20 protein-coding genes are annotated in these 17,749 nt (G+C 71.8%); 17 read left to right on the top strand and 3 right to left on the bottom strand.

Annotation, left to right across the window (positions count from 1 at the left end; all coding sequences use genetic code 11):
• The first annotated feature begins 14 nt into the window (after nucleotides 1-14).
• From ASF53_RS22285 to ASF53_RS22255, 7 genes are all read left to right on the top strand, one after another.
• Nucleotides 15-1,097: a DUF2793 domain-containing protein gene (locus tag ASF53_RS22285; RefSeq protein ID WP_056204054.1), complete on the top strand. Its 1,083-nt coding sequence runs from the start codon at nucleotides 15-17 to the stop codon at nucleotides 1,095-1,097.
• A 138-nt stretch (nucleotides 1,098-1,235) separates the two neighbouring features.
• Complete coding sequence (locus ASF53_RS22280) at nucleotides 1,236-1,799, top strand: lysozyme (protein WP_056204051.1); 564 nt, start codon at nucleotides 1,236-1,238, stop codon at nucleotides 1,797-1,799.
• 33 nt (nucleotides 1,800-1,832) lie between these two features.
• A complete protein-coding gene (locus tag ASF53_RS22275) occupies nucleotides 1,833-2,432 on the top strand; it encodes a hypothetical protein (RefSeq protein ID WP_056204048.1) in 600 nt (199 codons plus the stop codon).
• Between the two features lie 48 nt (nucleotides 2,433-2,480).
• Entirely contained in the window at nucleotides 2,481-2,834 is a 354-nt protein-coding gene (locus tag ASF53_RS22270) for a hypothetical protein (protein ID WP_056204045.1), read from the top strand.
• 20 nt (nucleotides 2,835-2,854) lie between these two features.
• Entirely contained in the window at nucleotides 2,855-3,094 is a 240-nt protein-coding gene (locus ASF53_RS22265) for a hypothetical protein (protein ID WP_056204042.1), read from the top strand.
• A gap of 190 nt (nucleotides 3,095-3,284) precedes the next feature.
• Nucleotides 3,285-3,656 carry a PepSY domain-containing protein gene (locus ASF53_RS22260; protein WP_056204037.1) on the top strand — a complete coding sequence of 124 codons (372 nt, stop codon included), beginning with the start codon at nucleotides 3,285-3,287 and terminating at the stop codon, nucleotides 3,654-3,656.
• A gap of 38 nt (nucleotides 3,657-3,694) precedes the next feature.
• Nucleotides 3,695-4,372 carry a response regulator transcription factor gene (locus tag ASF53_RS22255; RefSeq protein ID WP_026105562.1) on the top strand — a complete coding sequence of 226 codons (678 nt, stop codon included), beginning with the start codon at nucleotides 3,695-3,697 and terminating at the stop codon, nucleotides 4,370-4,372.
• 4 nt (nucleotides 4,373-4,376) lie between these two features.
• On the opposite strand, the gene ASF53_RS22250 is transcribed toward ASF53_RS22255, so the two are convergent.
• Complete coding sequence (locus tag ASF53_RS22250) at nucleotides 4,377-4,775, bottom strand: type II toxin-antitoxin system VapC family toxin (protein WP_056204034.1); 399 nt, start codon at nucleotides 4,773-4,775, stop codon at nucleotides 4,377-4,379.
• Nucleotides 4,775-5,011, bottom strand: a complete 237-nt coding sequence (locus ASF53_RS22245; RefSeq protein ID WP_056204030.1) for a type II toxin-antitoxin system VapB family antitoxin — start codon at nucleotides 5,009-5,011, stop codon at nucleotides 4,775-4,777. The genes ASF53_RS22250 and ASF53_RS22245 overlap by 1 nt, the downstream gene beginning before the upstream one ends.
• Before the next feature lie 104 nt (nucleotides 5,012-5,115).
• On the opposite strand from ASF53_RS22245, the gene ASF53_RS22240 reads away from it, so the two are divergent.
• From ASF53_RS22240 to ASF53_RS22205, 8 genes are all read left to right on the top strand, one after another.
• On the top strand, nucleotides 5,116-6,531 hold the full coding sequence (locus ASF53_RS22240; protein WP_056204026.1) for an ATP-binding protein: 1,416 nt from the start codon (nucleotides 5,116-5,118) through the stop codon (nucleotides 6,529-6,531).
• A 147-nt stretch (nucleotides 6,532-6,678) separates the two neighbouring features.
• On the top strand, nucleotides 6,679-8,241 hold the full coding sequence (gene ccmI, locus ASF53_RS22235; protein WP_056204024.1) for a c-type cytochrome biogenesis protein CcmI: 1,563 nt from the start codon (nucleotides 6,679-6,681) through the stop codon (nucleotides 8,239-8,241).
• A gap of 162 nt (nucleotides 8,242-8,403) precedes the next feature.
• Nucleotides 8,404-8,925 carry a cytochrome c maturation protein CcmE gene (ccmE, locus tag ASF53_RS22230; protein WP_056204020.1) on the top strand — a complete coding sequence of 174 codons (522 nt, stop codon included), beginning with the start codon at nucleotides 8,404-8,406 and terminating at the stop codon, nucleotides 8,923-8,925.
• Between the two features lie 46 nt (nucleotides 8,926-8,971).
• Nucleotides 8,972-10,972, top strand: a complete 2,001-nt coding sequence (locus ASF53_RS22225; RefSeq protein WP_056204017.1) for a heme lyase CcmF/NrfE family subunit — start codon at nucleotides 8,972-8,974, stop codon at nucleotides 10,970-10,972.
• Nucleotides 10,969-11,427, top strand: coding sequence for a cytochrome c-type biogenesis protein (locus ASF53_RS22220; protein WP_056204014.1), 459 nt, complete (start codon nucleotides 10,969-10,971; stop codon nucleotides 11,425-11,427). Before ASF53_RS22225 ends, ASF53_RS22220 begins: the two co-directional genes overlap by 4 nt.
• Nucleotides 11,428-11,539: 112 nt before the next feature.
• Nucleotides 11,540-12,217: a DUF1007 family protein gene (locus ASF53_RS22215; RefSeq protein WP_056204011.1), complete on the top strand. Its 678-nt coding sequence runs from the start codon at nucleotides 11,540-11,542 to the stop codon at nucleotides 12,215-12,217.
• Nucleotides 12,208-13,221, top strand: a complete 1,014-nt coding sequence (locus tag ASF53_RS22210; RefSeq protein ID WP_056204007.1) for a nickel/cobalt transporter — start codon at nucleotides 12,208-12,210, stop codon at nucleotides 13,219-13,221. Before ASF53_RS22215 ends, ASF53_RS22210 begins: the two co-directional genes overlap by 10 nt.
• Nucleotides 13,222-13,283: 62 nt before the next feature.
• Nucleotides 13,284-14,015 (top strand): hypothetical protein, encoded by a 732-nt coding sequence (locus tag ASF53_RS22205; protein WP_056204004.1) that lies wholly within the window; start codon nucleotides 13,284-13,286, stop codon nucleotides 14,013-14,015.
• On the opposite strand, the gene ASF53_RS22200 is transcribed toward ASF53_RS22205, so the two are convergent.
• Nucleotides 14,006-14,617, bottom strand: coding sequence for a histidine phosphatase family protein (locus tag ASF53_RS22200; protein WP_056204001.1), 612 nt, complete (start codon nucleotides 14,615-14,617; stop codon nucleotides 14,006-14,008). The two genes, ASF53_RS22205 and ASF53_RS22200, sit on opposite strands and share 10 nt — an antisense overlap.
• A 244-nt stretch (nucleotides 14,618-14,861) precedes the next feature.
• Between ASF53_RS22200 and ASF53_RS22195 the strand changes: the two genes are divergently transcribed.
• Both ASF53_RS22195 and ASF53_RS22190 read left to right on the top strand, forming a co-directional pair.
• Nucleotides 14,862-17,078: a marine proteobacterial sortase target protein gene (locus ASF53_RS22195; protein ID WP_056203998.1), complete on the top strand. Its 2,217-nt coding sequence runs from the start codon at nucleotides 14,862-14,864 to the stop codon at nucleotides 17,076-17,078.
• Nucleotides 17,075-17,698, top strand: a complete 624-nt coding sequence (locus tag ASF53_RS22190) for a class GN sortase (protein ID WP_056203995.1) — start codon at nucleotides 17,075-17,077, stop codon at nucleotides 17,696-17,698. The genes ASF53_RS22195 and ASF53_RS22190 overlap by 4 nt, the downstream gene beginning before the upstream one ends.
• Nucleotides 17,699-17,749: the final 51 nt, after the last annotated feature.

Raw genomic sequence — 17,749 nt, 5'->3', positions numbered from 1 at the left:
TGACGGAGTGGCCCATGGCCGACACGACCCCGAGCCTTACCCTGCCGCTGATCGCGGGCGGGCAGGCGCAGAAGCACGTCACCCACAACGAGGCCCTGGCGCTGCTCGACGCGCTGGTGCAGCTCGCCGTCCTCGACAAGGACCGAGCCGCTCCGCCCGCGAGCCCCGCCGAGGGCGACCGCTACCTCATCGCCTCGGGCAACCCGAGCGGTGCCTGGACCGGCTGGGCCGGCCGCATCGCCCGCTTCCAGGACGGAGCGTGGCTGTCCCTCAAGCCACTTGCGGGCTGGACGGCCTACGTCGCCGACGAGGCCGAACTCTACACCTTCACCGGTTCGGCCTGGATGCCGTTCCGCGCGACGATCAGCGCCCTGCACAACCTCACCCGCCTCGGCCTCGGCACCGGGGCGGATGCGGACAATCCCTTCGCGGCCAAGCTCAACAAGGCGCTCTGGACCGCGCTGACGGTCGCCGAGGGCGGCAGCGGCGATCTGCGCTACACCCTCAACAAGCAGGCGGCCGGCAACACCCTCTCCCTACTGATGCAGACCGGGTTCTCCGCCCGCGCCGAGATCGGCCTGACCGGTGACGACGACCTCCGTGTGAAAGTCTCCCCGAATGGCGGCGACTGGTTCGAGGCGCTGCGGATCGCGCGCGCGACGGGGCGGGTCGCCTTTCCCGGCCGGATCACCGTCGCGGACGTGCCGGTGCTGACGGCGCAGGTGATCGCCGGCAATAGCGGGCCGGGGACCGTGACGGCCGGGGCGACGCGGTACTTCACCAACGCCCTCGTCGGCGGCCACCAGAGCGAGGTCTACGCCGCCGTCGGCCGGCGGGGGCGGTTCCGGGATCTGCGGGTGGCAACGCAGGGCGCGCCGGGCGCCGGCCAGAGCTGGACCGTCACGCTCCAGAACCTGTTCACCGGCACGGCCCTGACCTGCACGATCGCCGGGGCCGGCTCCAACCAAGCGGCGGACCTCGTCAACAGCGCGGTCTTCGAGGCGGCGGACCGCTGGTGCCTCAAGATCGTGGCGAGCAGCGGGGCGCAGCCCACGACCAACATCCTGTTCTCGCTGCTGTTCGAGGGCCTGGATTAGGCCGCCGCGCCTGCCTTTCGACAGGGCTTTCGCTCCGCTTGGCGCCTCGGCCAAAGCCGGAACCCGCGCCGCCGCTCATGCGGCATCGCGCGATGGCCCCGCCCTCTCGACCCATCCCCTCGACCCCGGAGATTGACGATGGACCTCAGTGCCGTCGGCCGCGCCGTGCTGATCGCCCGGGAGGGGCGGCGGCTGGAAGCCTACCGCGACAGCGTGGGGGTCTGGACCATCGGCATCGGCCACACCGCCGCCGCCGGGCCGCCGGTGCCACGGGCGGGCCTGCGCATCGATGCCGGGGAGGCGGACGCGATCTTCACCCGCGACGTGGCGGCCTTCGTCCGCACCGTTGCCGAGGCGATCCCCGAGCCGCTGCCGCAGCACGCCTTCGACGCGCTGGTCTCGCTCTGCTTCAACATCGGCCCGGCGGCGTTCCGGCGCTCCACTGTGCTGCGGCGCCTGCGGGCCGGCGACCGGGCGGGCGCGGGCGAAGCGATCCTGATGTGGAACCGCCCGGCCGCGATCATCCCCCGCCGACAGGGCGAATTCGACCAGTTCCGTATGCCCTACGAAACCGCCCTGCCGCGCGCCCGGCGCGGTGACGCGCAGCCCGTCTCCGTCTCGGTCGAACGCCCGTCCTCGCCGCCCGTGGCCCGGCGCGGTTGGCGCGCACGCCTGCGGGATTGGCTGCGCGCCGGCCGCTGAACGCTTTCCCTCGCCCCCAAAAGGATCGCTCCCATGATTCCGACCAAGGTGCCGCTCAACAACGACTTCGCTCGAAGCCTGGCCCGAACCATGGCCAGGGTCTTCCTCATCAGGCCCGTTCTGCCGCTGCTCCTCCTGCTCGGCTGCTGCGCGCCAGCGCACGCGGCGGCGCTGCCCGTCGTTGACGCCGCCCTGGTCCTGCCCTGGGGCGACGCCGTCGTGGCGCTCGTCCAGGGATTGTCCGCGCTGCTGACGCCGGTGCTCGTCGCCGCGTTCGCGGCGGTGCTCGCGCGGTTCGGCGGGCCTCTGCGCCTCCTCGTCACCGAGGCGCTGGTCGAGCGCCTCGTGCGCAACGCCACCGACTACGCTCTGAACGCGGTTGCGGGCGCCGTCCGCGGGCGCAGGCTGACCGTCTCCGTCGGCTCGGCGGTGATCGCGCGGGCCGTGCAGCGGGCGCTCGATCAGGCACCAGCCTGGCTGATCCAGGCAGCGGGCGGCGGCGAGGGGGTCGCGGAGAAGGTGTTCCGGTCCCTGCCCCTGGAGGCGGCGGCGACCACCGGCAACACCCTCGAACCCGCTCTGGAACGCACCCTGGGGCAAGGGCCCGCGCGAGGGGCCCGCAAGGGCGTCTGATCGTCCGGTATCGCGAAGACCGGAGCCGACCATCCGGGAGGCGGTGCAATGGACAAGATCGCAGCGGAAGCCGCGCGCCTCCTCTTCGCCGACGGGGGCGCCGGCTGGATCGTCGCGGTGCTGTTGGGGCTGGCCTGCCTCCACCTCTACCGGGACGGCCTACGCGTGCTGGAAGCGCGCATCGCCGAGACCGGTGCCACCGCTGCGGCGCTGGAGCGCGCCTCGCAGACCAACGCGGCGGTGGCCGCCGCCCTGGAGAGCCGCACCCGCGTGCTGGAGGATCTGGTCCGGCTCACGGGCGAAACCGCTCGGGCGGTCGCGCGCAGCGACGAGCGGGCTCGGGAGCGGTTCGAGGATCTCCTGCGGCGCATCGGCGAGTTGCAGAACCGGCCGAATCTTTGACGGATCACAGGGAGTCTTCGATGCCTGCCCCTACTTCTTCCGCCACCGGCCCGGATGGAGCGAGGTCGCAGGCCTCGCGCCGAAGCCGGTCCCGTGCCGCCGCCGGCCGCCTGGAGGCGGCGCGCCGGGGCTTCGAGTTCTCGCTGATCACCCTGCGCCGGGCCGCCCTCGACGCCATCGACAGCGGCGATCTGGCGAGCCTGACCCTGCGGGTCTGCGGTGACCGCCGCCTTCACGCCGGTGCCGAAGGGGCGGCCTGAGGCAGGTGGCCCTGCGCAGTCATGCCCCGGGAACCACGGCGGCGATCCCGCCTTGTCCCCGGCAACATCGCCGACCCCGGACATGGCCCTCGACCGCAAGACATCTTCGACGGCCGCTTCCTCACCGAATGCGCCCGCGCTCGCAAACATTCAGGGCGCATTCAGTGCGCTGGCGCGACAGTCACCCTCGATGCGCCAAGCTTTCGCCCTGTTGATCGTCGTCTCGACCGCCGCGGTCCTCGCGGCGGGGGCGGTCGGCCCGCTCGCCGAGGAAACCGGTGCCCTCGCGCCCGTCCCGGCGCAGCGGCAGCCGCTGAATCGCGGCGACGATTGCCTGTCGCCGGCCGACCTGCGCGAGGCGGTGGCCGAAAAGCGCGTCGTGCCGCCCATCGCCGCGATCCGCGCGGCGCGCCAGATCATTCCGCGGGCCGAGATCCAGCGCGCCAGCCTGTGCCGGCACGAGGCGGGCCTCGTCTACCTGCTGACGGCCTTGCGTCGCGACGGGCATTTCATGCACGTCATGGTCGATGCCCAATCGGGACAGGTGAGCGGGCATTGGTAACCGTGGCGGTGCGCCGCCGGGATGAGGAGTAACCGACCGTGCGTCTGCTCGTGGTCGAGGATGACCGTGACATCAACCGGCAGGTCGTCGCCGCGCTGGAAGAGGCCGGCTACGTCGCCGACAAGGCTTTCGATGGCGAGGAGGGCGGCTATCTCGGCGAGAACGAGCCCTACGACGCCATCATTCTCGATATGGGCCTGCCCAAGGCCGATGGCGTCACCGTGCTCCAAAACTGGCGCCGGGCCGGGGTGAAGACCCCCGTCATCATCCTCACCGCCCGCGACCGCTGGTCCGACAAGGTGGACGGCTTCGACGCGGGCGCCGACGACTACGTCACCAAGCCCTTCCACATGGAGGAGCTGATGGCCCGCGTGCGCGCGATTCTTCGACGCGCGGCCGGTCATGCCAGCAGTCAAATCGCCTGCGGTCCCGTCACCCTCGACACGCGCTCGGGCAGGGTCTTCGTGGACGGCGCCCCGATCAAGCTGACGAGCCACGAATACCGGCTGCTCTCCTACCTGATGCACCACACCGGCCGCGTCGTCTCCCGCGCCGAGCTGACCGAGCACCTCTACGACCAGGATTTCGACCGCGACTCCAACACCATCGAGGTGTTCGTCGGGCGCCTGCGCAAGAAGCTCGCCGTGGACCTGATCCAGACGGTGCGGGGGCTCGGTTACCTGATCGATCCGAACCAGCCGCCGGGGCGAGGGTGAAGCCTCATTGACTGCCAAGATCGGTGAGGGCGAAATCCTCGCCCTTGTAGAGAAGCGGCACGCCGTGACTCTGCGCGACCGCGTAAGCGAAGCAGTCGCCCATGTTGAGGCGGGCCGGATGTCCCGTTCCCTTTCCATAGCGCTCGAAGGCTTCGAGGGCCCGGTCCGTATCCTCCGTGGTGATCGGCACGAGACCGATCTGTGCGAGGCCGAGCAGCATCTCGATATCCGCTCGGGCCGCCTTGAGGCCGCCCTGCTTCTTGCGAGCGATGCCGAGGACAGCCTCGTAGACGGCAATCGGCGAGGTGATGGCGGCTTCCACCCTTTCGAGACGGGCGGCGAGGGCGCGTCCCTCCGGCTCCTCCGTGATAATGGCGATGAGGGCGGAGGCGTCGACGAACATCACTCGTCGTTCAACTCATCGAAAAATGCCTTGTCGGCCTCAAGGTTGGTGGAAGGCCGCGCGGCCACCCGCTCGTGCAGCGGTCTCAGTCGCTCCCACAGGCCCGGCCGCTGTGCCTCCCGCTCCAACTCGTTGCGCACGGCGACCTTGATGGCCTCGGTGAGCGGAACGCCCTTTCGCTCGGCCAGGAGACGAACGAGGCGGTCCGTCTCTGCATCGCGGATGTGCAGGGCCATGGGCGTCTCGTCGAGGAACGGTGTAGAAAGTCGGTCTGCATGATGTACATGCCCGGGCCGCCGCTTGCGAGGCGGGATGTGAGCCGAAATTCGAGCCAGGACGCATGACCGACCGCCTCGCTTGGCTCCCCTTGCGCCGCCGCTCCATCGCGGTGCGGCTCGCGGTCTCCTCGTTCCTGTCGAGCACCGCGATCCTCGTCATCGCGGCCTTCATCCTCACCACGCTCTACCGCGAGAACACCGAGCGCGCCTTCGACAGCCGCCTGCTCGTCTTCGCCAACAACCTCGCCACCGATCTCGTCTCGCCGAGCGACCCCGAGACGCGCTCCTTCTCGCTCGGCGATCCGCGCTTCGACCTCCCGCTGTCGGGCTGGTACTGGCAGGTCGGGCGGCCCGATGCGAAGCCGCGGGACCTGCGCACCTCGCGCTCGCTCGTCGGCGTGCCGCTGAAAGGGCCCGATCAGGCCGGCACGGCGACCGTCGGCCAGATCCGCCAGGGCTACGGCCGGGGCCAGGACGACCGCAGCCTGCGCATCGTCGAGCGCGACGTCGATGTCGGGGTCGACGGGCGCTACACCGTTCGGGTGGCCGGACCGGCGGACGAGATCGTCAACGACGTCGAGCGCTTCCGCTTCTCGCTGTTCATGACCTTCGGCCTGCTCGGCTTCTCGCTCGCGGCGACCGCGCTGCTGCAGATCCGCTTCGGCCTTGCGCCCTTGCGCAAGCTGCGCACGGCGCTCGGTTCGATCCGCCGCGGCGAGGCCGACCGGATCGACGGCGAGTATCCGCGCGACATCGCCCCCCTCGCGGGCGAGATCAATCTGCTCATCGAGACCAATCGCGAGATCCTGGAGCGCGCCCGCACCCAGGTCGGCAACCTCGCCCACGCGTTGAAGACCCCGCTCTCGATCATCGTCAACGAGGCCGGCGGCAGCGACGCCCCGCCGGAATTGTCGGAGAAGATTCGCGAGCAGGCGGCGGTGATGCGTGATCAGGTGAATTACCATCTCGACCGCGCCCGCGCCGCCGCGCTCGCGGGCACCCTCGGCACCTCGACGGAGGTCGAGCCGGCCCTTGCCGGCTTGGTCCGCACCTTCGGCAAGATCTACCGCGACAAGGACATCGCCTACGAGGTCCACGTCCCGCCGGGTCTGCGCTTCCGCGGCGAGAAGCAGGATTTCGAGGAGATGATCGGCAACCTCGTTGACAACGCCTCGAAATGGGCGACGGGCCGGGTCTCGATCTCCGCCGCGCCGACGGCCGAACATGATTATCCCCATCTCCTCGTGGCGGTAGAGGATGACGGGCCGGGTCTGCCCGAAGAGGACCGCGCGGCGGTGCTCAAGCGCGGCCAGCGTCTCGACGAGACCAAGCCCGGCTCCGGGCTCGGCCTGTCGATCGTCGCGGATCTGGCCGCGCTCTATCGCGGCCGCTTCCGCCTGGAGGCCGCCGCGCTCGGGGGCCTGCGTGCGGTGATCGAGGTGCCGGGCGATGCGCCCGCGGGGGGCGGACAACGCTGAGTGGCGGCGGCCTCGCCAAGGTTACGCACCGGCACGCCTGTGTTATGGCCATGCTTCGCTTGCGCGTGACGACGTGTCACCCGGAAGCGATGTCGTGCGGGCCCCGCTCGGGCTCTACACGGGGCCGAGCTTAAAACTTTGGGTCTGATGACGGCGATCTGGTTCATCCTGGCGGCCATGACCGGCGCAGCCGTGTTCGCGCTGCTTTGGCCGATGTCGCGCCGCCGCCGGCAAGGGGTCGGTCCGGAGGCGGAGGGTGGCGACGGGCTCGCCACCGAGACCGGCTTCTACGAGGACCAACTCGCCGAGATCGAGCGCGATCTCGGCCGCGGCCTCATCGCCCCGGCGGAGGCCGAGGCCGCGCGCGCCGAGGCTGCGCGCCGGCTGCTGCGGGCGAGCCGCGAGGAGCGGGCGGACGGGTCGGGCGCCGCGCCGATCGCCGAGCCGCATCTGCGCCAGCGCCGGGCGGCCTCCGCCTTCGCGCTCTCCACGATCCCCCTCGTCGCGCTCGTCGTCTACGGCCTCTACGGCTCTCCGAATCTCCCGTCGCAGACCGACGCCGACCGCAAGGCGACGCGGGCCGGCGCACAGGATTTGATGACCGCCATCGGCCAGATCGAGGCGCGGCTCGCCAACCACCCGGACGACGTCCGCGGCTGGAGCGTGCTCGGGCCGGTCTATATGCGGCTCGGGCGGTTCGACGACGCGGCCCGCGCCTACGCGGCGCTCGTCCGCCTCAAGGGCGAGGACGCGCAGGCCCTGTCCGATTGGGGCGAGGCCTTGGTCGCGGCGGCCGACGGCACGGTCTCGCCGGAGGCGCGCAAGGTGCTGGGCCGGGCGCTCGCCGCCGATCCGAAGGCGGCCAAGCCGCAATTCTATCTCGCCCGCGGCGACGAGCAGTCCGGCGACGTGGCCGGCGCGGTGCGGCGGCTGGAAGCGATGGCGGCCTCCGCTCCCGCGGACGCACCCTGGCTGCCGGCGGTGCGTGACAACCTGGCCCGGCTGAAGGGCGAGACCATGGCCGCGCCGAAGGCCGAAGGGGAGGGCGCCGGGGATAGTGCCAAGGACGGCGCCAGGGAGGGGGCGATGTCCGAGGCGCCGGTAGCCGGGCCGGGCAGCAACATCCAGGCTCTGCCGCCCTCCGAGCGGATCGACGCGATCCGCGGCATGGTCGAGGGGCTGGAACGGCGCTTGGCCAAGCAGGGCGGCAGCGCCGACGAGTGGCTGCGCCTCGTGCGCTCGCACGCGGTGCTCGGCGAGCGCGACAAGGCGCTCGACGCGCTGGAACGCGGGCGCAAGGCGTTTCCCGACGATAAGGAGGCGCAGGCGCGGTTCGATGCGCAGGCCCATGAACTCGGCCTCGCCGCGGCCGGGGCACCCCCGCCCAAGGCGGAGAACGGCGACAAGCCCGGCGAGAAGAATGCGGCCGAGCCCGACACTGCCGCCAACGCGATCCGGGCGATGCCGCCGGCCGAGCGCGAGGCGGCGATCCGCGGCATGGTCGCCAGCCTCGACCGTCGGCTCGCGGCCAAGGGTGGCAGCGCCGACGAGTGGATGCGGCTCGTGCGCTCCTACGGCGTGATCGGCGACCGGGCCGCGGCCAGCCAGGCGCTCGACCGGGCCAAGATGGCGCTCGCCGCCAACCCGAACGCGGTCGAACGCCTCGACGCGCTCGGCAAGGAGCTCGGTCTGACGCCGGCTCAACCGTAGCGGAAGGCGGCCCCTGACAATCGGTCCCGCCCGTTCAACCTTGACCCCGCAGGCGGGCGGGCCGAAACCGGTCTCTTGATCCTCAGCAGACGTCGGACCGCCGACAGGCCTTCGCCGGCCTGAAGGAACGAGAAGAAGCCGACGAACCGGGACGGAACCGTCGTGACCCGCAAGAGCCGCCGCCTGATCCTCATCGCCGCCTGCGGCGCCGTGCTGGCGCTGGCGCTCGGGCTGATCCTGTCGGCGATGAGCGGGTCGATCGTATTCTTCCGCTCCCCCGCCGATGTGGCCTCGCAGGGCGTCGCGCCGGGCACCCGCTTTCGCCTCGGCGGTCTCGTCAAGGACGGCTCGGTGAAGCGCGGGCCCGACCAGAACGTCGAATTCGCGGTGACCGACACCAACGCCACGGTGCCGGTGCAGTATCGCGGCCTGCTGCCCGACCTGTTCCGCGAGGGCCAGGGCATCGTCGCCGAGGGCACGCTCGATGTCGGCGGCGTGTTCCGGGCCGACACGGTGCTGGCCAAGCACGACGAGAACTACATGCCCCGCGAGGTTGCCGACGCCCTGAAGGCGCAGGGACGCTGGCAGGAAGGCGGGGGCAAGGACGCGCCTAAGGTAGCCCCGAAGGATGCAGCGAAGCCCGAGACGGCCGACGCCACCCTGGGCCAGCGCAGCGAGCGGTGAAAGATTCCATGACCGTCCGGACCGAAACCGCGCGAGGGAACTGCCGGTGATCGTCGAGATTGGCCATTACGCTCTGGCGCTCGCGCTGGCGCTCTCTCTGGTGCAGGCGGTGATGCCCGCCTGGGCCGCCCGCTCGGGCGATGCGGCCCTGCGCGAGGTGGCGGGGCCCGCCGCGCTCGGCACCTTCGCCTGCATCCTGTTCGCCTTCTGCGCGCTGACCTACGCGCATGTGACGTCGGACTTCTCGGTCCAGAACGTCGTCGAGAACTCGCACACCGCCAAGCCCTTGATCTACAAGATCTCCGGCGTGTGGGGGAACCATGAGGGCTCGATGCTCCTCTGGGTGCTGATCCTCGCTTTGTTCGGCGCCTGGGTCGCCACCGCCAAGACCTCCGTGCCGCCGGTGCTGCGCACCAACACGCTGATGGTGCAGGCGAGCGTCACCTTCGTGTTCGTGCTGTTCATCATCACGACCTCGAACCCCTTCGCCCGCGTCGCGCCGGCGCCGCTGGAGGGCAACGACCTCAACCCGCTACTGCAGGATTTCGGCCTCGCGATCCATCCGCCGCTGCTTTATCTCGGCTATGTCGGCTTCTCGGTCACCTTCGCCTTCGCCGTTGCCGCGCTGATCGAGGGGCGCATCGACGCGGTCTGGGCGCGGGCGGTGCGGCCCTGGGCCCTGATCGCCTGGAGCTTCCTGACGCTCGGCATCGCGATGGGCTCATACTGGGCCTATTACGAACTCGGCTGGGGCGGCTGGTGGTTCTGGGACCCGGTCGAGAACGCCTCGCTGATGCCCTGGATCGCCGGCACGGCCTTGCTGCACTCCATCGTCGTCATGGAGAAGCGCGACGCGCTCAAGGTCTGGACGGTCCTGCTCGCCATCCTCACCTTCTCGCTCTCGCTGGTCGGCACCTTCATCGTCCGCTCCGGCCTGCTCACCTCGGTGCACAGCTTCGCCTCCGACCCGAGCCGCGGCGTGTTCATCCTCGCGATCCTCGCGCTGTTCATCGGTGGCGCGCTGAGCCTGTTCGCGTGGCGGGCGCCGAGCTTGCGCCAGGGCGGCCTGTTCGCGCCGATCTCCCGCGAAGGCGCGCTGGTGATGAACAACCTGTTCCTGGTCGCGGCCTGCGCCACGGTGTTCGTCGGCACGCTCTATCCGCTGCTGCTAGAGATGCTGACGGGCGAAAAGATCTCGGTCGGCCCGCCCTTCTTCAACTGGACCTTCATCCCCCTGGCGCTGCCGCTCCTTGTGATCGTGCCGTTCGGGCAGGCGCTCGCGTGGAAGCGGGGCGATGCCGCGGCGGCGGCACAGCGCCTGCTCGCCGCCTTTGCGGTCGCCCTCGTCGTCGCCCTCGGTGCGGCGGCCTGGACCTGGGGCGGTCCGGTCATGGCGCCGGTCGGCCTCGGCTTCGGCGCCTACCTCATCATCGGCTCCGTGCTCGAGATCTGGGCGCGTGCCCGCGGCTACGGCCACAACCGGACGCGCGATTTCGGCACGACGTGGCGCCGGGCGATCGGCCTGCCGCGCTCGGCCTGGGGCACGGCTCTGGCCCATGCCGGCGTCGGCGTCGTCGTGCTCGGCATTGCCGGGCAGGGCTGGGCGACGGAAGGGCTCGCGACGATCCGGCCGGGCGGTCAGGTCGCCTCGGGCCCCTACGTCGCCACCCTCGACCGCGTCGGCCCGACCAAGGGCGAGAATTTCGAAGAGACCACCGCCTTCCTGACCCTGCGCAACCGCGCGGGCGACTATGTGGGCACCGCCGAGACCGGCAAGCGCTTCTATCCCTCGCGTCGGATGACGGTGACGGAGTCCGGCCTGAAGACGATCGGCGTCAGCCAGATCTACGCCAGCCTCGGCGAGGTGATGCCCGACGGCTCGATCGGCATGCGGCTCTACTACAAGCCGCTGGTTCTGCTGATCTGGATCGGCTCGCTCATCATGGCGGCGGGCGGCGGTCTCTCGCTCACCGATCGCCGCATGCGTGTCGGCGCCCCCGTCAAGGCGCGCGCCAAGCTGCCGCCCTCCGCGGTGCCCGCCGAATGACCCGCTTTCGCTCCACGATCCTCGCGCTCTGCTTAAGCCTCACTGCGCTCCCTGCGCTCGCGGTGCAGCCCAACGAGGTGCTGAAGGACCCCGCCATGGAGGCGCGGGCGCGGCACATCTCGGAAGGCCTGCGCTGCCTCGTCTGCCAGAACCAGTCGATCGACGATTCCGACGCGCCGCTCGCCAAGGATCTGCGCGTGCTGGTGCGCGAGCGGCTCAAAGAGGGCGACAGCAACGGCCAGGTCATCGATTACGTCGTGGCCCGCTACGGCGAATTCGTGCTGCTGCGCCCCGTCTTCGGCTGGCACACCCTGCTGCTCTGGCTGAGCCCGCTGCTCGCGGTGGGCTTCGGCGCCTTCGGCATCTGGCGCCTGTCGCGCCGCCGCCCGCCGAAGGCCGACGACCTCTCCCATGCGGAGAAGGCCGAGGTCGAGGCGCTGCTCAAGCGGCCCTAGCGCGAGGGGATCGGCGGAGGCGCCCCGGCGCCCTGCTTTCGCCCGATCGGACGGGCAGGATCCGGCCCATCGTCGTCACCGCCCGACCTGCCGCGAGCCTCCCCCGAGCGCCATGCCGATCGCCGCCTCTCTCCGATATCGCGCCCTTGCCGCCGCGCTCGGCCTTGCCGCCGGTCTTGCGACCGTGCGCCCGGCCTGGGCCCACCCCCATGTCTGGATCACCGCCAAGGCCGAACTCGCCTACGAGGCGGGCCGCGTCACCGGCATCCGCCATGCCTGGACCTTCGACCCCGAATACACCGCCTTCCTGACGCAGGGTCTCGACGCCAACGGCGACGGCAAGGTCTCGCCCGAGGAGCTTCAGGGCTCGGCCAAGGAGCATGCCGGCAACCTCGCCGAGTTCGCCTACTTCACGAAGCTCAAGGTGGCCGGCAAGGAGCAGGCCTTCGCCGAGCCGCAGGAGGCGCGGATGGCCATGGAGGGCGGCAAGCTCACCTTGAGCTTCCTGCTGCCGCTCAAGACCCCCGCCGCCCAGGGTAAGGGCGTTGCGGCGGTCGAGGTCTACGATCCGACCTACTTCATCGCCTTCAGCCTCGCCGAGGGCGCCGACGCGCTGCGCCTCGCCGGCGCTGCCCCCGGCTGCAGCATGACGGTGACGCGGGCGAAGAACACCGAACCCACGGTGGCCGCCGCCGGCCAGTCGATGACCGAGGCGATGTTCGAAGCGCTCACCGCCGCGTCGAATTACGGCGAGCAATTCGCCAACCGGGCCATCGTCGCATGTCCCTGACCGCCGCCCTGCGCCCCGCAGGTCTGGCCGGCAGCCGGTGGCCGCTGCGGCTGGCGCTCGCCGCCGGGGCGGTGCTGACGGCCGCCGGCATCCTCGGCGGGATCGCCTGGGCGCTCGGCCCCCCCGCCGCGCCGCCGCCGCGCTCGCCCTTCGGCATCGGTTTTCGCGAAGCCGCGCCCGCAACGACCGGGCTCGGCGGCTGGCTGCTCGCGGTCCAGTCCAATTTCTCCAGCCATCTCCGCGCGGCCGTGACGGCGCTGAAGGCCGGCGGCCCCTGGATGCCGCTCATCGTGATGGGCTTTGCCTACGGCGTGTTCCACGCCGCCGGTCCCGGCCACGGTAAGGCGGTGATCGCCGGCTACATCGTGGCCGGTGAGCGGACGCTGCGGCGCGGCTTCGCCCTGAGCGCCGCCGCCGCCCTGCTTCAGGCGCTTGTGGCCATCGCCATCGTGCTGGTCGGCGTCCTCGTCCTCAGCACGACCGCTGCCGGGATGACGCGGGCCGGCACCCTGATCGAGACCGTGAGCTTCGCCCTCGTGGCGGCGCTCGGCGCCGCGGTGACGTGGCGCAAGGCCGGGCGGCTCGCCGGCCTCGCCACCGATGCGCCGGCCGAGGCCTGCGGCCCCGGTTGCGGCCATACCCACCTGACCGATGCCGCCGCCCTCGACCGGCTCGGCGGCTGGCGCGAGCGGGCGGGCGTGGTGCTCGCCGCAGGCTCGCGCCCCTGCGCCGGGGCGGTGCTGATCCTCGTGTTCTGCGCCGCACAAGGCCTGCTCGCCGCCGGCATCGCCACGACCTTCGCCATGGCGCTCGGCACCGCGCTCACCACCGGCGCGCTCGCAAGCCTCGCGGTGTTCGCCAAGGCCCTGGCGCTGCGGCTCGCGGGCGGGCGCGGGCAGGCCGGCGCGCTGGCAGTCGGCGGGCTCGAATTGCTGGCCGGCGCCTTCGTGCTGGTGCTCGGGCTCGCCATGCTGTCGGGATTGGCCTCTGGCTTGGGTGGCTAAACGCCCTCTCGCCAAGGCCATCGAAGCTGTGCAAGCTTCTCTCGGATCGGGAGGAGCCCTGCTTGAGCGAACACCACGCCCTCGACGCCTTCGCGCCCCTCCTCAACTGGCGGCTCCTGAAGGGCTCGCACGCCTTCCCCGGACCGGACGGGGGCACCTGCATCAACGAGGCGGCGATGGTCGCGGCGGGGCTGCCCTACCGGGCGATCACCGCGAGCGGGGACTGTCCGCCCTGCTTCTCGCGTCCGCTCGCGGCCTACGCGCTCGGCCTCAACGACGCCATGCCGGAGGCCGAGCGGCAGGGGTTGATGGCGTTCGTGCTGCGGCTCTCCGGCTCGGCGGATGCGCCCGCGGTCGAGGCCGCCCGCACCGCCTTCCTCGCGCTCGAGAGCGCCCGCCGCATCCTTCCGCCGCTGCTCGACGCGGCGGGATTGCCGGCGCTCGCCGCACGCTGCGAGACGGCCTCCGACCCGCAAGCGGTCATGGTTGCGCTCCGTGCCGCCGAGATGCAGGGCGGCGCGCTGTCCCACGCCGCTGCCAGCCGCCACGCCTGGATCGCGGGCGCCCGCGCCTCCGCCGTGTCGCGCACCGCCACAGCGGCTTTGCGCGCCTTCGACGACCCGCGCAGCGCCGCCGAGGTGGCCGAGGGGGCGGCCCCCTTCGCAGATGGAACGTGGCGGATCGCGCTCGGCCTCCTCGACACGGCGCTTAGAATCGGCCGGCAGGCCCCGGAGATCGACCTGCCCTCCGCCCGCGAACGCCTGGAAGCGGCGCGGGCAAAAGTTCAGCCATAGGCGCGCGGGCGCGGCTCCGCCGTGAGGTCGACGTCGAGCGCCTCGCAGTTGGCGAGCCAGCGCCCGGTCAGGTGGTAGAAGAAGGTGCAGTGGCCGACGACCCCGATGGTCCGCTCCGGCCGCGCCCGCAGCCAATCGCGAAACCCCGAGACGCGCTGGTCGAACAGGGTCCGCGGCTCGACATGCCAGCCCTCCGGCCCGGCCTCGCCGTCCGCGTACCACCACGTCTCGGGCAGATGGCCGACTTGGAAGGCCGGAAATTCCTGCGCCAGCACCGAGGCCGCCCGGCCGATATCGCAACTGCTCTCCTGGCACTCGCGGTGGAGCACCTCCACCAGCACGTCGGGCCGCGCCGGATGGTCGGAGAAGATCCCGGCGGTGGTCTGGAGTGCCCGGGTCAGCGGCGAGGTGACGACGAGTTCGAAGGGAATCGCGCGCAGCGCCTTGCGGGCCGCGGCGACCTGGGCGTGGCCGCGCTCGGACAGGCGGGCATCGATATGGCCGGGGTCGCGCCCCGTCGCCTCGTGATGCGCGTTGAACGTCGATTCGCCGTGGCGGATGCAGACGATGCGGGTGGTGGACGGCAGGGTCGAGCGAGACATCGCCCCGATGTAGGCGGTTCGCGCGCCGCGGGAAGCGGGCCGTGACGCCGCGCCCGATCTCCGCACCGATCCGGACGAAGCGTCACCATAAGCGGGCAATGGCGCCGCTTTCCGGACATCGCGGGCCGCTCGGGTGCGGAGCGGGGCCGAAGGTGGGCGAAGCGTCCCGTGGCGGCGGAGCGCCCGCTGGAGGAGCCTTGGCAGGAACCGGCCACCGGGCCGGCATCCGCCGATGGAGGCTCCCATGCTCTCGCTTCCCCTCTTCCCGCTCCCACACCCTCCGCAACCTCGCTCGGCGCTCGCGCCCCCGGCGCTGGGCCTGACGCGCAACCTGCTGCTCGGGCCGCTGATCGCCCTCCTACTCGCCCTCATCGCCGGCATCGCGCCGGCAAGGGCACAGGATGTGAGGGCACAGGATTCGAGGGCCCAAGAGGGTAGCGGCACGCTGCTGCTGCGCTTCGAGGGCGGTGCGCCCGTCGAGGCGCCCCGCCTGAAGGCGGACGCCGCGATCACCGTCAGCGGCCCGACCGCGCGGGCGACGATCACCCAGGCCTTCCGCAACACGACCACCGAATGGGTCGAGGGCACCTATCTGTTCCCGCTGCCGGAGGATGCGGCGGTCGATACGATGAAGCTCGTGGTCGGCGACCGGGTCATCGTCGCCGACATCCGCGAGCGCGCGGCGGCGCGGCGCGTCTACGAGGCGGCGAAGGCCGAGGGCAAGGCGGCCGCGCTCACCGAGCAGCAGCGGCCCAACCTGTTCACCAACGCAATCGCCAATATCGGCCCTGGCGAGACGGTGCTGGTGCAGATCGAATACCAGCAGCCGGTGCGGTCCTCGGCCGGCACCTACGCCCTGCGTCTGCCGACCGTCGCCGCCCCGCGCTACAGCCCCGCTCCCCCGGCGGTGACCTCCGTCGTCGAGCGGGGCTCCGCCGCCGATCCCGTCCCGGACCGTGAAGTGATCGCGGCCCCGGTGCTCGACCCAGCCCGCCACGCGCCGATCAACCCGCTGACGCTCACCATCGATCTCAAGGCCGGCTTTCCGCTGGGCCAAGTCCGCAGCGCCACCCACGCGGTCCGCGTCGAGGAACTGTCCGCGAGCGAGCGCCGCATCACGCTCGCTGACGGCGCCACGGCCGCCGACCGCGATTTCGAGCTGACCTGGAATGCGGCCCCCGACGAGGCACCCTCGATCGGCCTGTTCCGCGAGCGGGTGGCCGGCGGTGAGGCGGTTCTCGCCGTGGTGACCCCGCCCGAGACCGCGAGCCCGACCGCGCCCGTGCCCCGCGACGTGGTGTTCGTCATCGACAATTCCGGCTCCATGGGCGGCGCCTCGATGCGCCAAGCCAAGGCGAGCCTGCTCATCGGTCTCGACCGGCTGGGCGCAGGCGACCGCTTCAACGTGATCCGCTTCGATCACAGCTTCGACACGCTGTTCCCGGATCTGGTGCCCGCCGACGCGCATCATCTGGCCCGCGCCAAGAGCTTCGTGGCGGGGCTCCAGGCGAGCGGCGGCACGGAGATGCTGGCGCCGCTCCAGGCCGCCCTGCGGGACGCGACGCCGGAGGAGACGGGGCGCCTGCGCCAGGTCGTGTTCCTCACCGACGGCGCCATCGGCAACGAGGCGCAGATCTTCTCCGCCATCGCGACGGAGCGCGGGCGCTCGCGGCTGTTCATGGTCGGCATCGGCTCGGCCCCGAACGGCTACCTGATGCGCCACGCCGCCGAACTCGGGCAGGGCAGCTTCACCCAGATCGACACGCCCGATCAGGTGACCGAGCGGATGCGCGCCCTGTTGGTGAAGCTGGAAAGCCCCGCCGTCACCGACCTGACCGCGACCTTCTCCGAGCCCGGCATCGACGTGACGCCGGCCCGCTTGCCCGACCTGTACCGCGGCGAGCCGCTCACCCTCTCGGCCCGGATGGGGCAGGCTCGCGGCACCCTGACCCTCACCGGCCGGATCGGCGGCCAGCCCTGGCAGACGCGCCTGCACCTCGATGCGGCGCAGGAGGGGACCGGCATCGGCAAGCTCTGGGCGCGGGCGAAGATCGCCGAGGCCGAGACCGCGCGTCTGACCGGCGGGCTTAACGCGGAGGCGGCCGACGCGGCGATCCTGCGGCTGGCCCTCGACCATGGGCTGACGACGCGCCTGACCTCGCTGGTGGCGGTGGACGCCACCCCGCGCCGGCCGGCCGGGATGCGCCTCGCCAGCACCGAACTGCCGCTCAACCTGCCGGCCGGCTGGGATTTCGAGACGGTGTTCGGCACGCAGGATGAGGCTCCGCAGCTTCCCCCGCCGCCGCGCCAGCGCCGCGCCGCGGCCCCGGCCACGCAGATGGCCGCCGCGCACGCGGTGGCGCTGCCGCAGACTGCGACGGATTTCGAGATCCGCGCATGGCTCGGGGCGCTGCTGCTGGCGCTCGGTCTCGTCCTCTCCCGCCGCCGGGTCGCAGCGTGAACGGGATCGCACGACAGGGCGCCGCATCGCGGCGCTCGGGTCGGAGGGGCTTTGCCGCCCTTCCGGCCCTCCTGTTCGTCGCGGCCGGCTTGGTTCTCCTGGTGCAGGCCGCCTGGATTCCGGCCAAGGCGGCTCTGGCGCAGGTGCTGCTGGAGCGGGCCTTCGCCCGCACCCTGGCCGAGGGCGTGCCGGCCCGCCCCTGGCCCTGGGCCGACACGGTGCCGGTTGCCCGCATCGGCTTCCCGCGGCTCGGCGAGCATTACGTGGTGCTGGCCGGATCGAGCGGGCAGGCGCTGGCCTTCGGGCCCGGCCATGTCGAGGGCACGCCGGAGGCGGGCGAGCCGGGAACGGCGGTCTACGCTGCCCATCGCGACACCCAGTTCCGCAGCCTCGGCCGGCTCGCCGTCGGTGATCCCATCGAAGTGGCGCGCCGCGATGGGGTTACCGCCCGCTTCCGGGTTACGGGGAAACGCGTCGTGCGCTGGGACGCCTCCGGCCTCGATCCGGATGCGCCGGGCCACCGCCTCGTGCTCGCCACCTGCTGGCCGCTCGACGCGGTGACGCCGGGACCGGAACGGTTGCTAGTGGAGGCGGTGCTCGACGAGACCGCCGAGCCTTGACGCCTCCCTCACCCGTGCGGTTCTGTGCGGATCCGTCCGGAACCGCACGCG

Source organism: Methylobacterium sp. Leaf123 (assembly GCF_001423405.1).
Lineage (GTDB): Bacteria > Pseudomonadota > Alphaproteobacteria > Rhizobiales > Beijerinckiaceae > Methylobacterium.
The sequence above is the reverse complement of the archived record's forward strand: the minus strand, read 5'-3'. Positions and strand labels throughout refer to the sequence as shown.

Coding starts and splice junctions, on each gene's coding strand:
- ASF53_RS22285 (WP_056204054.1), top strand. CDS start 15: ATGGCCGACACGACCCCGAGCCTTACCCTGCCGCTGATCGCGGGCGGG.
- ASF53_RS22280 (WP_056204051.1), top strand. CDS start 1,236: ATGGACCTCAGTGCCGTCGGCCGCGCCGTGCTGATCGCCCGGGAGGGG.
- ASF53_RS22275 (WP_056204048.1), top strand. CDS start 1,833: ATGATTCCGACCAAGGTGCCGCTCAACAACGACTTCGCTCGAAGCCTG.
- ASF53_RS22270 (WP_056204045.1), top strand. CDS start 2,481: ATGGACAAGATCGCAGCGGAAGCCGCGCGCCTCCTCTTCGCCGACGGG.
- ASF53_RS22265 (WP_056204042.1), top strand. CDS start 2,855: ATGCCTGCCCCTACTTCTTCCGCCACCGGCCCGGATGGAGCGAGGTCG.
- ASF53_RS22260 (WP_056204037.1), top strand. CDS start 3,285: ATGCGCCAAGCTTTCGCCCTGTTGATCGTCGTCTCGACCGCCGCGGTC.
- ASF53_RS22250 (WP_056204034.1), bottom strand. CDS start 4,775: ATGTTCGTCGACGCCTCCGCCCTCATCGCCATTATCACGGAGGAGCCG.
- ASF53_RS22245 (WP_056204030.1), bottom strand. CDS start 5,011: ATGGCCCTGCACATCCGCGATGCAGAGACGGACCGCCTCGTTCGTCTC.
- ASF53_RS22240 (WP_056204026.1), top strand. CDS start 5,116: ATGACCGACCGCCTCGCTTGGCTCCCCTTGCGCCGCCGCTCCATCGCG.
- ccmI (WP_056204024.1), top strand. CDS start 6,679: ATGACGGCGATCTGGTTCATCCTGGCGGCCATGACCGGCGCAGCCGTG.
- ASF53_RS22220 (WP_056204014.1), top strand. CDS start 10,969: ATGACCCGCTTTCGCTCCACGATCCTCGCGCTCTGCTTAAGCCTCACT.
- ASF53_RS22215 (WP_056204011.1), top strand. CDS start 11,540: ATGCCGATCGCCGCCTCTCTCCGATATCGCGCCCTTGCCGCCGCGCTC.
- ASF53_RS22210 (WP_056204007.1), top strand. CDS start 12,208: ATGTCCCTGACCGCCGCCCTGCGCCCCGCAGGTCTGGCCGGCAGCCGG.
- ASF53_RS22200 (WP_056204001.1), bottom strand. CDS start 14,617: ATGTCTCGCTCGACCCTGCCGTCCACCACCCGCATCGTCTGCATCCGC.
- ASF53_RS22195 (WP_056203998.1), top strand. CDS start 14,862: ATGCTCTCGCTTCCCCTCTTCCCGCTCCCACACCCTCCGCAACCTCGC.